The organism is Spirosoma lacussanchae, from assembly GCF_005870035.1.
GTDB lineage: Bacteria > Bacteroidota > Bacteroidia > Cytophagales > Spirosomataceae > Spirosoma > Spirosoma lacussanchae.
Window position 1 is genome coordinate 1,600,022 of record NZ_SWJG01000001.1, and the last position, 16,828, is coordinate 1,616,849.

Sequence of the window (16,828 nt, forward strand, 5' to 3'; positions counted from 1 at the left end):
CGCTAGTACGCGGCTCTTTTTATTGCTCGATGGTCTCAAAATACTGTTTCAGTTTCACGGCTCGGTCTTTACCAACTACTTCGGCCACTTCGTCGATGCTGGCTTCTTTTATCTTCTTAACGCCCTTGAAATGCTTGAGTAGCTTAGCCGCCGTTTTCTTCCCAATACCTTCTACGTTCTCTAGTTCACTAATCAGGCTGTTCCGGCTCCGTTTATCGCGGTGGTAGGTGATGGCAAAGCGGTGCGCTTCGTCGCGGATACGCTGGATGAGCTTGAGAGACTCTGATTTTTTATCGATATAAAGTGGCAGATTGTCCTCAGGGAAATAGATTTCTTCCAGACGCTTGGCAATGCCGATGATAGGTACTTTGCCGTATAAACCCAACGCTTTAAGCGCGTCGCAGGCAGCACTGAGCTGGCCTTTACCGCCATCAATAACAATGAGGTCAGGCATGTCGGTCTGCTCTTCCAGAACACGCGTGTAGCGACGGGTAACCACTTCGTGCATACTGGCAAAGTCATTGGGGCCGACAACGGTTTTGATCGAGAAATGACGGTACTCTTTGTTAGCCGGCTTGCCTCCGATAAAACACACCATGGCCGAAACAGGGTTGGTGCCCTGAATATTCGAGTTATCGAAGCATTCGATCCGATTAGGTAAGGTTTTAAGCTGTAAGTCCTGCTTCAGTTTGATCAAAACCCGATCTTTCTTGCTGGCATTAGCTGTCGCTTCGGCAGCGGCCCGGTCCTGCCGTTCCCGACGGAAGTACAGCACGTTTTTCAGCGACATGTCGAGGAGTTTTTTCTTGTCGCCGATCTGCGGGATAGTCACTTCTGCTTTCAGGTCGACGTCGAGCGGAATGTTCGAGATAATCTCCTTGGATTGACTGCCATACTGCTCCCGGAATTCGATGATGAGCATCGCCAGCAGATCGGCATCGGCCTCGTCCAGTTTTTTCTTTACTTCAACCGTGTGGGCCTGAACGATGGTGCCGTTGATCACCTTCATGAAGTTGATGTAAGCGGCCGTTTCGTCGGATGCGATGGAAAACACGTCTGCATCAGCAATCTTCGGGTTTACCACTGTCGATTTACTCTGAAACCGCTGCAGTACGTCCATTTTGTCTTTGTACTGCTGGGCCTGTTCAAAAGCCAGGTCATTGGCCGCTTCGACCATTCGGTTCCGGAAGTGATCCTGAGCTGGCTTCAAATTGCCTTTCAGGATATGATGAACCTGCTCAATGTCTTTATTGTAGTCTGCTTCGGCCTGTCGTCCCTCACAGGGGCCTTTACAATTTCCGATATGGTACTCCAGACAAACCTTATACTTACCGGCCTCAATATTCTCCGGAGCCAGATTGTAATTACAGGTGCGGATGGTAAACAGCTGGCTGAACATGTCCAGCACCGTATACATGGGTTTCAGATTCGCAAAGGGACCATAAAAGGTACCCAGTTTGCGATCAATACGCCGGGTCGTGATTACGCGAGGAAAATGTTCATTGGTAACGCAAACGAACGGGTACGTTTTGTCGTCGCGCAGGAGGATATTGAATTTGGGCTGGTACCGCTTGATAAGCTGGTTCTCTAGCAGTAAGGCGTCAAACTCGGTATGAACGATCGTAAATTCGATCTTTCGGATTTGACTGACCAGACGAAGCGTCTTTCGGTCGTGACCTTTGGAGTTGGTAAAATAACTACTGACGCGATTCCTGAGGTCTTTAGCTTTACCAACGTAAATCACCTCGCCAGTCGCATCGAAATAGCGGTACACCCCGGGTTCGTGAGGTACCTTGGCTAACTCTTTTTTATAATCGAATTCGGGCATATAGCCAGCAGTATTTGGTCTACTCCGAATTTAAAAGGGAGTGTTAACAGAACAACTGACAGGCCGCAAAGGTTGCCTGAGCCGGACCCTGAACGTTGAATAAACCGCTCCGAATCCGGCTTAGTATAAAAGGTGGTTATTGAAGGATATCCTCTTCGTCTTCCGGAACGACTTTAGGTGGAATGTACCGTTGTGAGGAGTCGATGTGGAAGCCTCCGCAGTCGATCCGGAAGTTGTTCGGCTTACGGAAGGGTTCCGGACGATACTGAGTCAGCGTAGGATCGGCGTATACCTTCTGCATGTACATGGCCCAGGCCGGCATAGCCAATCGGCCACCTTGACCGAGTTCAATGGTTCGGAAGTGAATAGAGCGGTCATCGCCACCTACCCACAGCCCCGAAACCAGATGCTGGGTCATGCCCATAAACCAGGCATCCGAATAGTTAGAGGTGGTTCCCGTTTTGGCCGCAATTTCGTTTCCGCCTTCCAGCAGTTTGTACTGCGTCCGTAAGCGCTGGGCCGTACCATTGGGGTCTTCAACGGCTCCGCGCATCAGGTGAAGCATTTCATAGGCCCGATTGGCGCTGATGACCTGATTGGCATCGGGAGTGAAAACTTTCAGGACATTACCGTTCTTGTCGGTAATACGCAGAATCATCATGGGACGAACCCGAATGCCGCCGTTGGCAAACGCGCAGTAGGCAGCTACCATTTCATACACCGATACGTCGCCCGTACCCAGGCAGAGGGTAGGGTTGTTGGGCAGGTCTTTACTTTGAATCCCCATGTCATTGGCGTACTTGATGACCGCAGCCGCCCGGGTTTTCTTAATCAGCTGCGCACTGACCGTATTGATCGACTGGCCCAGAGCCTCCCGCAACGACAGGCTACGGCCACTATACCGACCGGTCGAGTTCTTAGGCATCCAGGGCGGTCCGCCATTGTTATCTTCACCATGGGCAAAAACGGTGGGTCTGTCAGCAATATGGCTACAGGGCGTCACGAAACCCTGGTCCAGCGCCGTCAGGTAAACGAACGGTTTAAAGGTAGAGCCAGGCTGGCGTCGGCTCTGACGAACGTGATCGAACTTTATATGTTTAAAATTAATGCCACCTACCCAGGCCTTGACATGGCCATAGCGTGGATCCATTGACATAAAGCCCGTATTGAGCAAGCGCTTGTAATAACGAATGGAGTCCAGCGGGCTCATCGTCGTATCCTTCTCGTTCCGTTTGCCGCCGTAGACGAACACTTTCATCTTGGTCGGTTTGCGCATCTCCTGCCATATGGTCTTCTCATCATCGCCATAAACGGCTTTTAGCTGCTTGTATCGGACGGTCTGTTTGGCGCGCGCTTCGATAAAACCAGGGCTTTCTACATATTTCTTGGTCCGGGGGTCTTTCTGTACCCAGGGGTTGCGTCCCCGCCAGTGCTCGTAGAACTTCTTCTGCTGGTCGCGCATGTTCGTCATTACGGCTTCTTCGGCATAAGCCTGCATGCGGGAGTCGATGGTGGTGTAGATCTTTAGTCCGCTGGTGTATAGGTCAAGATCGGCTCCGGGATTCTCCTCGTTGTACTGCCTGATCCACCGTTTAATGTCATCGCGAATGACCGATCGGAAATAAGCCGCCATACCGGTATTCTGATTCTCTACGCTAAAGTCCAGCTTGAGCGGTTTGCTTTTGTAGGCCTGAAATTGCTCATCGGTCAGGAATTTATATTTGCGCATCTGCGACAGCACCACGTTCCGGCGCTCGCGGGTCCGGTCTTCGAACAGCCGCGGGTTGTAGAGGGTCGGGTTTTTGAGCATGCCGACCAGCGTAGCCGCTTCCTCTACATTGAGGTTCCAGGGCTCTTTGCCAAAATAGGTTTTAGCCGCCGTTTTTATGCCGTAAGTGTTATTGCCGAACGATACCGTGTTGAGGTACATCATCATGACCTCCTGCTTGGTATAATTGCGTTCGAGCCGTACGGCCAGAATCCATTCTTTGGTCTTGGCAATGACCAGCCCGACTATTGGAACCTGCCCCAGAATGCCCCGTAGTTCTTCCCGGCGGGTGTCGAACAGGTTTTTGGCCGTCTGCTGGGTTAGCGTACTACCCCCGCCCGAACTGGACGCGCTCCGGAACGTCAGGAAGCCACCCACCGCCCGAAACAGCGACCGGGGATCGATGCCAGAATGTTTCACAAAACGAGCGTCTTCAGTGGCCAGCAGGGCCGACGTTACATTTGGCGACACCTGCGATATTTCGATGGGTGTCCGGTTTTCAACGTAATACTTACCCAGCAACTGATTATCGGCGGTGTATACCTCTGAGGCTTCTTCGCTTTTGGGGTTCTCCAGCGCCTTCAGGCTGGGCATACCACCAAACAACCAGAAGAAATTATAGCTGACCGCTACTACATATACGATCAGCAGAACGATGCCGATCAGCGAAAAGCGCCAGATAATTCGAATCAATTTTCGGTAGGGACCGGGAGCGAACTCGATCATTTTTTACTGTTTACAATTAGTGGGTGTATTGGTCCGAGCTACCAGATTTTTCGGACTGCAGCCAGCTCTGAACAGCACACATAAACTTATTTTCGCTTTGCTGTTGCCTGATTCGCGGCCGACTGCATTTCTTTGGCTCTGGGCAGCAATGTGCTGGTTGGATAATCGCGTATAAACTCGTTCAGCGCCTGCCGATAGGCATCCGTTGTCTGTACCCGGCCAATGAGTATGACCCGCAGCATAGCCAGCTTATCCTCCATTTTAGTGCCTGCCATCCCACCCAGTGCCGTTTCTGCCCGGGCCAGCGCTTCGGTTATGTTGTTGGCTTTATACAGCTCATAAATCTGCGTATATGTAGCAACGGCCTGCGCTTCTGAATCCGTGGTCTGGGTCGCGGTCCGACCCGTCAGACGAGCATACGAAGTATTCGGATATTCGGCCAACAGTTTGTCTTTCCAGACCGACGTGCGTCCCAGCTGCTCGTTCGATAAATGAAGCAGGTAGTAGACCTCCGGTTTTTGCAGCGTTGACGGGTAGCGGGTCAACAGCTGCTCAAACGTCGGAATCGCATCCGCAGGCTGATTTAGGTCAAATTTATAGAGCTTGCCTAGTTTATACAACGCATTTTCGATACGCTGGTTCGCCTGCGCCTGTGCTTCTTTTGAAAAGGGCAGTTTTGCCAGTAGAGCATCCCGGCGGGCGTTCTGGCTGGGAGGGTTCCCGTTGGTAGCTCCGCCCGGAGCGGTAGCCGGTTGCAGCGTAGGATTTGGGTTTATGCCATCGGCAGGAGAGTTGCCATTTAGCGGACTCGACAGATTAGCGATAGCGCCCGAGGCTTCTTTAGTGCTGCGACGCCAGTTGTCTTCAAGCGGGCGGTTACCCCAGCGGGCCGAAAACTCCTGCCGGCCCTGGTTCAGGGCGATAGGATTGTAGAGCACCCAGCGTTCGGTGGGCGTCAGATTCGAGTTGGTAGCGCCGGGCATTGAAGTACCGGCGCCTGAACTGGCCCGATCAATGATTTGCTGAGCCAGGGCGGCCTGCTCCCGATCTTCTTTATCCTGCTGAGCCAGTATTTTGTCAAGTCGCTGGTTAAGCGCAACTCGGTCCAGCTGAGCCAGGGTTAACAGACTATCGTCCGTTTGGATCGTTGTGGTATACTGAACAAAATCGTCGAGCGTCTTTTTGCGGGTCAGCAGAGCTGCATATTCCGGCGACTGGCGGGGCAGCAGAGCCAGGGCGCTGTCGTAATACACTTTTGCCTTGGCGTAGTTGGCTTTTTTCTCAAAATAAAGCCGACCCATTTCCAGATAGGTGTAGGGAACCTGGGACGTATTGGCACCCGCTTCCCGAATCGATTGACTGTAATAACCAATGGCTTTATCGATTCGGCCGGAGCGGGCTTCCAGCAATCCCATCGTAAAATAAATCTTATCCTTCAGGTCGACGTTTTTCCGGTCGTTCAGCATCGACTCAAACGTTTCGGTCGACTGCGCCAGCCGTTTCTGATCACCCGTCAGGCCGTTGCTTTGAATAGCGTACAGGTTTGCGTAGAACGACTGGTCATAGTTAGGGCGGGCGCGCAGCACGGTTCTGTACTGCTCAACGGCTTTGGCCGGCTGGCCGATCAGATCGTATAACTGACCGGCAATCAGGTGCAGTCGGGCGGTTTGTTCTCCTCTTTTCAGCGCCGGGAAAGTAGCCTCCAGAATACCAACAGCCAGACCGTATTCGCCCCGGCGCTGGTGGAGATACGCTTTGGTCAGGTAAAAATCGCGGGTGTTAGTTTTGTTGAGAGGTTGAGTGCGCAGGTATTCGGAAACGTTCAGGGCATTCGTGTAGTCGTCGGCTTCCACATACGCCCGCATCAGGCCAACCAGCGCCGTGTGCTTGTCAGTTTCACTTGTTCCCTTTGTGTTGACGTATTTGAAAACCTCAATAGCATTCGGCAGATCCTGTTTCAGCAGGCGAGCCCGGCCAATCAAAATATAGGCATTATCGAGCCATTTACTATTCTGATGGCGTTCTGGAATCAGCGATGCTTTCTTGATGGCATCGTCAAGCTGAGGCCGAACCGAAGCAATGGCGTTTGAATCGACCGGGAGCAGAATGGGTAAAAGCTGGTTGTAATTTTCCTGACGGGTTTTGAAGAAGACCTGCTCTGCTGCATTGATCTGATCACGGGCAATTACGTAGGCATTATAATGGGCCGTGAGATTATGATATCCTTTGCTGATCGGTTTGGTGCTGTATTGTGAACAGGAGACCAGACCAGCCGTCGTCAATCCGAAGACGACCGTTGGCAAAAGAAAAGAACGATTACAGAGATAGCGGAACATTCAGGGGGTGGCACGTCATACTCAACGATAAAAACGCTCAGAGCCGAACCAGCGGTATGTAACGTAAGGCCAAATTAACGAATTTTGGTGTTTATATTGTACCAATCCCTGCAAAACAATGGACAGTCAAGCGGATTCACCGGCCCCAAACGAGGACAAAAAGCCTGACAGAAACGATCTGGTCTCGAAGGCCACGGAAAAAACGACGTCGTTTGCGCAGTACAGCGGCATCGCGTTCCAGATGCTGGGTACTATTGGCCTCGGTGTGTACGCTGGGCTGAAGCTCGACGAGTGGCAGGGTAATGCGCGCCCAATCTGGACCATTGTTCTATCACTCACCGCCATCGGTGCCTCGCTCTATTTGTTCATCAAACAGCTAACCCGGTAAATCAGCAGGGCAGACCAGCACGGTATGACAGCTGGCCCACTACGTTGCCGTAGCTGGTGTGGACATACGAGTCCCGGTAACTAACCTGTTACTTTTTTTTATTCCATGTTTCGCACCCTACTCTTCACTGGATTCCTTGCGATTGTATTTTTCATAGCCGAACGGTATTACGCTGTACCCTGGTTACATGCCTCCTGGAAAGCTATACTTGTCTTCTTTGTTAGCGTCTCTCTACTGACCCACCGGCTGGTAGAAACGGGTTTGCAGGGCAATCAGGAGCGATTTGTGCCCTTGTACCTGGCGGCTACTGTAGCCCGGTTTATTGTGGGGCTAATTTTTGTCGGTTTCTTTTTGCTTCAATCCGTCGCTGACCGCCGAACCTTCGTTTTGGATTTTCTTGTCCTGTATATAATCTACACGGGCTTTGAGGTTTGGGGCATTCATCGTAAATTGCGCCAAAATTCGTAAAACCGATCAGTACCATCAGATGATGCGTTCGATTCTAAATAGATTGCTGCTCGCTATCGCACTCGTAATGAGTCCAATAGCCTTTACTCAAGCCCAGGAACACGGTCATGAAGGCGAAACCGTTGAACACGGCGAAACCCGCAAAGAGGGATTCGACGTAGGCGGAATGATCATGCACCATATTAAGGATGAGCATGGTTGGGAACTGGCGCATGGCGTTACCATCCCGCTTCCCGTCATTTTGTACTCGCCCGACCGGGGGCTCGAAGTCTTCTCGTCATCACGTCTGGCACACGATCAGGTGTATAACGGATACAAACAGGTACACGGCAAAATTCACCGGGTCGACGCAGCGGGCAATGACGACCACGAAGCCAAGTTTTATAACTTTTCTATCACAAAGAATGTCGCGTCGCTGCTGCTGAGTGCTATCATCCTGCTGAGCATCTTCCCGGCTGTTAGCCGGTCTTACGCCAAAAATCGGGGTAAGGCGCCGAAAGGGCTACAGTCGTTCCTGGAGCCGATCATTCTGTTTGTTCGCGACGAAATTGCCAAACCCAGCATTGGACCCAAATACGTCAAGTATCTACCCTACCTGCTGACGCTGTTCTTCTTCATTCTGGTTAACAATCTGCTGGGGCTGCTGCCGGGTGCTGCTAACCTAACGGGGAACATTGCCGTTACGCTGGTTCTGGCCGTGATCACGTTCCTGATTGTATCGTTCAGTGGGAACAAGCATTACTGGATGCACATTGTCAAACCAACGGGGGTGCCCTGGTTCGTTCTTCCAATCATGATCCCGGTCGAAATTGTTGGTGTATTTATGAAGCCGATCTCGCTGATGGTCCGGTTGTTCGCTAATATCACGGCTGGTCACATCATTATCCTGAGCTTACTCGGACTGATCTTCATGGCCAATAGCCTGGGTGGTATGACAACCAGTATTGCTATCAGCCCGGTTGTGCTGTTCTTCACGCTCTTCCTGAATTTGATCGAGTTGCTGGTTGCGTTCCTGCAGGCGTTCATCTTCACGCTGCTGACTGCCATGTACATCGGCAGCGCGGTAGAAGAGCATCACGAGGCTGATCACGGTATTGGTTTCGAAGGCGCAGAAGCCCATTAATTTGCAATCTTTTGTTTCGTTTCACTTATAAATAGTTCTGTTCATGTTCGCAATGTTGTTTGCTTTGCTGTTGGAGGCCACGGGTAGCGTAGCCATTATGGGTGCTGCTATCGGTGCTGGTCTGGCTGCTATCGGCGCTGGTCTGGGTATTGGTCGTATCGGTGGTTCGGCTATGGAGGGTATCGCCCGCCAGCCAGAAGCTGCTGGTCGTATCCAAACCGCCATGCTGATCATCGCGGCTCTGATCGAGGCCGTGGCTCTGTTCGCAGCTGTTATCTGTCTGCTGGTGGCTACCGCCTAATCCCGGCAGAAAATGTATCCGGGTAAGCTGGTTGCATTAGGCACTGGCGTCATTACCCACCGCGTATCCGAGAAACGTCCGTCTGGTTTGGGCTTGCCAACCAGCGGACGTCTTTCAACAAAAGATTGACCCCGATTTGTAAACGCCCCGTTTGGGCGTTGATCACAAGTCGTAGACAAGAACATTCTAAGTCAACACTTATAAATCGAACTCCATAAAATGGATCTGCTTACTCCCGATCTTGGTCTGCTGTTCTGGCAGGTGGTCGTTTTCCTCGGCCTGTTTCTGATTCTTCGCGCCTTTGCCTGGAAACCCATCACGGAAAGTCTGAACGAGCGCGAAAACAACATTCAAAGTGCCCTTGACCTAGCTGAAAAAACCCGTCAGGAAATGACGGCGCTGAAAGCCGATAACGAAAAGTTACTGGCCCAGGCTCGTACGGAACGGGAAGCTATCCTGCGGGGAGCCAAAGAAACGGCCGACAAGATGGTCGCTGATTCGCGCGTGAAAGCCGAGGCAGAAGGCAAACGGATTCTGGAACAGGCACGCGAAGCAATGCAGAATGAGCGGCAGGCTCTGGTGGCTCAAATGAAAAAAGAGGTAGTTACCCTCTCGCTCGATATCGCCGAGAAAGTACTTCGTAAGGAACTGAGCGATAAATCATCGCAGGAGAAGCTGGTAAACGATCTGGTATCTAACTCTCGCTTAAACTAACCAACTATGGCCGTTGCTAGTGTAGCCGCGCGTTATGCCAAGTCGCTGTTAGATTTGGCCAAGGAACAGGGAATTACCGATGTGCTTTATGAAGACATGAAGCTTTTCCGGGATACGCTGAGCAAAAACCGTCAGCTCAACCTGATTCTGAAAAACCCGATTGTTCGGGCTGAGAAGAAAAACTCGATCGTCAAGCAGGTATTTGGTCCCCGACTCAATCCGGTAACCATGTCGTTTCTGGCCATCATTGCCCGCAAGAATCGCGAAGCCATTGTTGATGCTATTGCTGATGAATTTATCAGTCAGCACGACCGCATGAAAGGAATTGAGCACGCTACTGTAATTACGACCGTGCCGCTGACCGATGAACTTCGGAATAAATTCAAGGCAATCGTTACGAAAACAACCGGCAGCAAACTGATTGAACTCGACGAACGAGTAGACTCTAAACTGATTGGGGGCTATATTCTTCGGGTGGGTGATCGGCAGATTGATGGCTCGATTCGTAATCAGCTAAACGAGATGCGCCTGAAATTCATGAACTGAGAAATACACAGTGTAATACTAAAAAACCCGCCCCCAGATTCTGAGGGCGGGTTTTTTAGTATTGGCTCACCACCATTTTTCATAATCTCTGGCTGGCTTCCAGGTCGATTTGGGTTCGAAATGCTGCCAGAGAATAGCCGACACGTTGCGCAATAGCGTGAACCCCTCGTTGGAGCGTTCCCAGCTTTCGTCTTTCTGATTTTTGGTCATTACGCAGTATACATAGTCGCCGTGGGGAGCATGCACCAGCACTACTTCTGAACGGGACCGATCTACAGCCCCGTTTTTGGACGCCGTTTTTATCTCGGGTGGCAGTTGCGACAGCCCATCATTGTCCCAGTACTGACGACCCAGATTCCGATACATTTCGTCGCTGGCATCGGGGCTAACGGCTTTTCCCTCCCGAATATATACCAGTAGATTGGCCAGCTCGCGGGGCGTGGTTTGTCCCCAGCCATACTGACTCCAATCCCCTTTGCGACCGGGTGTGCGTGAGTTGACCCGGGTTTGGGGAAATCCATTTTTGTCGAGCCAGGCATTGATGGCGGCTCCACCACCGGCCAATGCCTGACACCACAAACTAGCAGTGTTATCGCTGACGGTTTCCATAAGCATAACGACTTCGCTCAGCGGAATTTTAGCGCCGTCTTTAAGCGACCCTACAATGTCATCGCCGTAACGCAGCGAATCTTTGTAGGTCAACACCTGCCCATAGGTGAGTGCCCCCTGATGAATCTTGTCAAATAACCCGCATTGGATCGGGACCTTAATGGTGCTGGCGGTCGGGAAAAGCGTGTCTGCATTTATAGATACGGTCTGACCCGTTCGGAGGTTACGAACGTAAATTCCCACATCGCCCCGGAAACCGGTCAACGCTGTGTGTAATCGTTTTTCGAGGGTTGATTGGCGCGCGGGCTGGGCATAGGTGATCAGCCCCAGCAGGCAGCAATAAAGCGTTGAGACAAGAAGACGCATCAGAAAGAAACAGATTTAACCAGTTTATAGTGGGTGCAAAGAAACAATTCCCGTTCGTAGAACCGAAGCGTGTTGACCCGTTTTTGATTGGTAGTCACCTCCAGATTGACGAGTCCTTCTTCAGTCCCGATCTGGGCAACAGCGTTGAGCAATTGCTGACCTATGCGTTGCTTTCGCCAGTTAGGATGAACGTAGAGTTCCTGAATTTCGCCCACCTTGCCGGTGTGATGCAGAAGATACTGTATGTGGCAGCTGACGAAGCCGACGGGCTCATCTGCCTGTACTGCAATCAGGTAATGGATCTGCGGATTAGCCAGGTTGCGTTCGAATACCGACAGGAAAAGCGCGCTGTCCAGTGCCTGGTCTTCGAGGTCGCAGATAAACTGATAAATGATAGATGCGTCGGCCAGCGTAGCCCGACGAATAGAACTGTCGGCTGGCGGGGTAAAATGAACAGGATTATCCTTTTGCATAGAAACCAGGCGCTTGATAAGGCCAAGTTCGCTGTTTCAGCGCTTCGTTTGACAAGTATCGGCGACAATAGGAATGATTCATCAGGTTCGGACGCCTTTTCCGTTTTGGTATTAAAATAGTTTAAATATATGGTCTATAGATGCAATTGGTATAATCCTTGTTCTACTTTTGCCTACACGTACATAACCGTAATCTTTGTTCTTATCATGAATGCATCTGCAGCAGTCGCGCAGCCAAACGCGGTCAGTGAGACCCGCTTGAACCCGCCCGCTATTCCCTTATTGACCATTGATCCGTACACCAGCGTCTGGTCGTTTGGTCCTCAGCTACATCAGGACGCTACCCGACACTGGACGGGTCAGCCAAACCAGCTGAACGGCCTGATTCGGGTAGATGGGCAAACGTTTCGATTTATGGGTAACCCGTCGTTTGCGGGCGAAACCATTGTCCCTACCGCCCGGGAGGGTGCCTATGCGGCCCGCTATCTGACCGAGAAACCGGCCTCTGACGACTGGATGACCCCGGCGTTCGACGACAGCCAATGGGCCAAAGGGACAGGTCATTTTGGAAGCCGCGCTGGTGACGAGACTAGTTGGACAACGCCAAACCTGTACGTTCGGCGCGAAGTTATGCTCGATCAGGTACCGGATGGTCCGTTGCTGGTCAACGCGATTCAGAATGATAACTATGAGCTGTTCATTAATGGCGAGCGCGTAGCCAAAGTAGGTGGCGTATCGCCGGATTACCGACTAACGCCAACGCATCGGAAGGCGACAGAGGTCCTGCGCAAGGGGCGTAATATCATCGCGTTTCATAGTGAGAATTTCTCGGGGCCCGGTTTTGTCGACCTGGGTCTGGTAGAACAGCGGATGCTTCACTACAAACCCGCCGAGCAGACGGCCCGGCGTATGACGGCGACCCGGTCTGAATTTGTCTTTACCGCGGCTGGCGTTGAGCTGACTGTAACGTTTCTGTCGCCGTTGCTGATGACCAATCTGGATGTTTTGTCGCGGCCCATACAATACCTGACCTTTACTGTGCGGGCAACGGATGGCAAGAAACATGACGTACAACTCTATACGGATGCGTCAGCCGAATTAGCCGTAAACACGCCCGATCAGTTGGTAACGTGGCAGCGCGGCCGGGTTAACCGCCCGGGTGGTGCCGCGCTCGATTACATGCGGGTTGGTACGGTGGAGCAGAAGGTGCTCGGCCGGAAAGGGGACGATGTCCGAATTGACTGGGGCCATTTCTACGTCGCGTCGGTAGCGGGGCCGAACACGAGCCGGCGGATTGGTTCACTGGCCAGCGCCCTGAATCAGTTTGAACGGGAGGGGCGCGTAACCGACCTGCACGAACGAATGCCGCGCCTGGTCAGCGATAGTTTGCCCGTGCTGGCTACCAGTATTGCCCTGGGACGGGTCGGAGAAAAGCCCGTTGAACAGCACCTCCTGCTGGGTTATGACGACGTGAAGTCTGTTGAGTATTTCGGGCAGCCGCTCAACGCCTGGTGGCGTCGCTATCACCTGTCGACAGACGGGCTCACCAGTATGGAACAGGCGTTACAGGACGCCGAAACCGACTATATAACGTTGCGAAAGCAGTGCGATGCGTTCGACAGACAACTCTACGCCGATGCGCTGAAGGCAGGAGGAGCTACCTACGCCGATCTGTGCGTACTGGCTTACCGGCAGGCTATTGCCGCTCATAAACTGGTGGCCGGACCCAAAGGAGAGCTATTTTTCTTCTCGAAAGAAAACTTCTCGAACGGCTCCATCGGTACCGTTGATGTGACCTACCCATCGGCGCCCTTGTTTCTGCTCTATAATCCCAATTTGCTCAAGGGAATGATGGAGCCTATTTTCCAGTATTCAGAAAGTGGGCGGTGGAACAAGCCCTTTGCGGCCCACGATGTAGGCACCTATCCGCTGGCTAACGGGCAGACCTACGGTGAAGACATGCCCGTTGAAGAGTGTGGCAACATGCTTATTCTGACGGCCGCCATTGCCGCCGTAGAGGGAAACGCCAACTATGCCCGTCAGCACTGGGCCTCGCTAACCCTCTGGACCGACTACTTGATTCAGCATGGGTTTGATCCGGCCAATCAGCTCTGTACCGACGACTTTGCGGGGCATATTGCCCGCAACGCCAACCTGTCAGTTAAGGCCATCATGGGCATTGCCTGCTACGGCTACCTGGCCGGACGGCTGGGCGATAAAGCGCGGGAGCAGGAGTATATGGATATGGCGCGTGACCTGGCCCGCAAATGGATGAAACTGGCCGATGATGGGGACCACTACAGCCTCACCTTCGAAAACCCCGGCACCTGGAGCCAGAAGTACAACCTGGTTTGGGATAAGCTGCTTAAGCTAAACGTCTTTCCGGACGAAGTAGCCCATCGGGAGCTGGCTTATTACCTGACTAAGCAGCAACCATTCGGACTGCCGCTGGATAGCCGAAAAACCTATACGAAATCAGACTGGATCATCTGGACCGCAACGCTGGCCGACCGCCCCGCTGATTTTGAGGCACTCATAGCGCCGGTACTCAGGTTTGCCAACGAGACGCCCGACCGAGTGCCACTGAACGACTGGCACGAAACGACCACCGGTACCAAAGTAGGCTTTCAGGCCCGATCAGTAGTAGGTGGCTATTTTATTAAACTGCTGCAGGTGAAGAAGCTACACTAAGTAAATGGCCCCTAGCAACTTACGGCTAACCCGTTGCTAGGGGCCATTTACCCGAAAAAGCAGGAACCGGGGTTGTTTCGTATTTTTTAAATGCACTACCTTTAATGGGGCGGACAACACGTGTATACATCATCACAGATGTATAACCATTTCCAGACGACCTCATGCAAACAGATCTCTCGGCAGTGGCCATGGCGCAGCGTATCCTGGATACTTCGCGCAACGGAATGTTGTTGTATCAGCCCGTTTATGACATCCAGACCAGCGCCCCTGTTGATCTGCAACTGTCTATGGCCAATAGGCTGGCCGAGATCATGCTGGGCTGTTCGAGGTCGGTGGCTATTGGGCAGCTCATGAGTCAGCAGTTGCCCAGGGGTATTGACGCTGATCAACTTCGTGAGCTTTTACGGGTTGCCGAATCAGGGGATTCTCTGTCTTATGACGTTTGCATCAGGCATACCGAATGTTACCCGAACACGGGTTGGTATACCATTACGGCCGACGAATTCAACGGCGGTGTGCTAATCGCATACACCGATATTTCGGCCGCTGTACAGGCCCGGCAGGAACAGACTGAACTGAACGACTTCATCGACGTGGTTTTTAGTACGTCGCTACTGGGCATTTCGGTGTTCGAAGCCATCAGAGATGAGAACGGCAGGATCAGCGATTTTCGACTGGTACGAATAAACGAGACCGGCGCCCACATGAATGGGATGCAGGCCAATCAGCTTGAGGGAAAAACGCTGCGCACCTTATATCCTCAAACCGAACAGGTGGGTTCCTTTCAGCAGTACGTTACTGTCATCGAACGAAACGAATCGTTTGTCAAGGAGCAGTACTACCCCAATCAAAACCGATGGTATACCATCTCGGGTCGAAAGTTTAAAGATGGTGTTATTCTCACCTTTCAGAATAGTACCGATCTGAAACGAATCGGGCAGCGCAGCGACCACCAGACTGATCTGTTGCAAAGTGTTGTTGACAATGCGCCGGTCGGTATTATTCTGGCCGAGGCTATTTACGGATTAGGGGACCAGTCGGGACAGGTCGTCGATTTCCGGTACCGGCTTACCAACCGCTTCAACGCCGAACTGGTCGGGCATACGGTAGAGGATATGACCAATCAGCCAATTTCAGCCTTGTTTCCGGATTGGCAGCAGATGCCGCTTTTCCAGGTTATGGAGAGCGTAAACCGCACAGGTGAGGCCCGGCAGTTTAGCGAAGAGTACAACCGATACGGCATACGGGGCTGGTTTGAGTATTACCTGGTCAAGCTGGGGGATGCCGTTTTGCTCACATTCCTCGATGTAACCAGACTCCGGGAAGCCGATGAGGAGAAAAAGCAGCAGGCCGATCTGCTCCAGGCCGTAGTCAATAACTCACCGACCGGTATTGTGCTGTACCAGGCTGTACGCGATGAAACCGGGCAGATTGTCGATTTCGTACATGCACTAACCAATCCAACCAACGCGCGCGTTACGGGCCGTTCGGTAGAGGAGATGGCTGGGTTATTGATGTTGACGGATTACCCGAGCAACCGAACGAATGGTCACTTCGACGATTTGGTTCAGGTGACTGAAACCGGAGAGCCGCTCCGGCGGCTACTTGATTACCGGGCTCATGGTATCAACGGCTGGTATGATGCCCAGTATGTCAAACAAGGTGATGGTGTGTTATTTACCTACCTCGATGTGTCCGAAAGCCAGCAAAACCGCGCCCAGCTTGAAGCTGCCAACCGCGACCTGCTCCGCTCCAACGACAATCTGCAGCAATTTGCCTACGTGGCCAGTCATGACCTGCAGGAGCCCCTGCGAAAGATTCAGGCCTTCGGAAATCTGCTTCAGATGCATGCGGTCAATCAGCTGGATGGAACGGCAATGGGCTATATCGACCGGATGCAGTCGTCGGCCGTACGGATGTCGATGCTGATTCGGGATTTATTGGCCTTTTCCCGCTTATCTACCCAGCAGGAAGCGTTTTTGCCCGTTTCGCTGAACGAACTTCTGGCTGAGTTGACTGAAGACCTCAGCACCGCCATTGATGAAGCACAGGCTACTATCAGAATCGATAGCCTGCCGGTTATTTTTGGACATCGGTTACAGCTGTATCAGCTTTTTCAGAACCTAATCACCAACGCCATTAAATTTCGCCAGCAGCATATTTCGCCAACTGTGGAGATTCGCTGCCGTCGGGTCAACATGGCCGAACTGCCCGACAATCTGAAAAACAGCGCGCAAGGCCGACCATTCATCGAACTCAGCGTAGTCGACAATGGGATTGGGTTCGAAGAAAAATACCTGGATCGTATTTTTCAGGTATTTCAGCGATTAAACAGCAAAAGCCAGTTTGCCGGATCGGGCGTGGGGCTGGCCATCTGCAAGAAGGTTGCCGAAAATCATGGTGGCATGATTACTGCAACCAGCCAGTTGAATCAGGGATCAACGTTTCTGGTTTATCTCCCCGTTGATAAATAAGCGGATTCACTGCC

At 52.1% G+C, this 16,828-nt stretch carries 12 protein-coding genes; 7 read left to right on the forward strand and 5 right to left on the reverse strand.

What is annotated here, in order from left to right; all coding sequences use genetic code 11:
• Positions 1-19: 19 nt before the first annotated feature.
• From uvrC to porW, 3 genes are all read right to left on the reverse strand, one after another.
• Complete coding sequence (gene uvrC, locus FBR45_RS06640; RefSeq protein WP_138500473.1) at positions 20-1,828, reverse strand: excinuclease ABC subunit UvrC; 1,809 nt, start codon at positions 1,826-1,828, stop codon at positions 20-22.
• 136 nt (positions 1,829-1,964) lie between these two features.
• Complete coding sequence (locus FBR45_RS06645; protein WP_138500475.1) at positions 1,965-4,322, reverse strand: penicillin-binding protein 1A; 2,358 nt, start codon at positions 4,320-4,322, stop codon at positions 1,965-1,967.
• An 86-nt stretch (positions 4,323-4,408) separates the two neighbouring features.
• Positions 4,409-6,658 (reverse strand): type IX secretion system periplasmic lipoprotein PorW/SprE, encoded by a 2,250-nt coding sequence (gene porW / locus FBR45_RS06650; protein ID WP_138500477.1) that lies wholly within the window; start codon positions 6,656-6,658, stop codon positions 4,409-4,411.
• A gap of 118 nt (positions 6,659-6,776) precedes the next feature.
• Here porW and FBR45_RS06655 point away from each other — a divergent pair, with 118 nt between their 5' ends.
• The 5 genes from FBR45_RS06655 to atpH all read left to right on the forward strand — a co-directional run bounded on the left by FBR45_RS06655 (position 6,777) and on the right by atpH (position 10,198).
• The gene (locus FBR45_RS06655; RefSeq protein ID WP_138500479.1) at positions 6,777-7,046 is read left to right on the forward strand and encodes an AtpZ/AtpI family protein; all 270 of its coding nucleotides are present in this window, start codon (positions 6,777-6,779) and stop codon (positions 7,044-7,046) included.
• A gap of 487 nt (positions 7,047-7,533) precedes the next feature.
• Positions 7,534-8,637 (forward strand): F0F1 ATP synthase subunit A, encoded by a 1,104-nt coding sequence (gene atpB / locus FBR45_RS06665; RefSeq protein ID WP_138500483.1) that lies wholly within the window; start codon positions 7,534-7,536, stop codon positions 8,635-8,637.
• A gap of 52 nt (positions 8,638-8,689) precedes the next feature.
• Positions 8,690-8,938, forward strand: a complete 249-nt coding sequence (gene atpE / locus FBR45_RS06670; RefSeq protein ID WP_077920218.1) for an ATP synthase F0 subunit C — start codon at positions 8,690-8,692, stop codon at positions 8,936-8,938.
• Positions 8,939-9,157: 219 nt separating this feature from the next.
• The gene (locus FBR45_RS06675; protein WP_077920217.1) at positions 9,158-9,652 is read left to right on the forward strand and encodes a F0F1 ATP synthase subunit B; all 495 of its coding nucleotides are present in this window, start codon (positions 9,158-9,160) and stop codon (positions 9,650-9,652) included.
• Positions 9,653-9,658: 6 nt separating this feature from the next.
• A complete protein-coding gene (gene atpH / locus FBR45_RS06680; protein ID WP_138500485.1) occupies positions 9,659-10,198 on the forward strand; it encodes an ATP synthase F1 subunit delta in 540 nt (179 codons plus the stop codon).
• 66 nt (positions 10,199-10,264) lie between these two features.
• Here atpH and FBR45_RS06685 read toward each other — a convergent pair whose 3' ends face one another.
• Both FBR45_RS06685 and FBR45_RS06690 read right to left on the reverse strand, forming a co-directional pair.
• Positions 10,265-11,173, reverse strand: coding sequence for a serine hydrolase (locus tag FBR45_RS06685; protein WP_138500487.1), 909 nt, complete (start codon positions 11,171-11,173; stop codon positions 10,265-10,267).
• On the reverse strand, positions 11,173-11,646 hold the full coding sequence (locus FBR45_RS06690) for a GNAT family N-acetyltransferase (protein WP_138500489.1): 474 nt from the start codon (positions 11,644-11,646) through the stop codon (positions 11,173-11,175). The genes FBR45_RS06685 and FBR45_RS06690 overlap by 1 nt, the downstream gene beginning before the upstream one ends.
• Positions 11,647-11,853: 207 nt before the next feature.
• Between FBR45_RS06690 and FBR45_RS06695 the strand changes: the two genes are divergently transcribed.
• Positions 11,854-14,337: a glutaminase family protein gene (locus FBR45_RS06695; protein ID WP_246082129.1), complete on the forward strand. Its 2,484-nt coding sequence runs from the start codon at positions 11,854-11,856 to the stop codon at positions 14,335-14,337.
• Between the two features lie 164 nt (positions 14,338-14,501).
• Positions 14,502-16,814, forward strand: a complete 2,313-nt coding sequence (locus FBR45_RS06700; RefSeq protein WP_138500494.1) for a PAS domain-containing sensor histidine kinase — start codon at positions 14,502-14,504, stop codon at positions 16,812-16,814.
• Positions 16,815-16,828 lie beyond the last annotated feature (14 nt).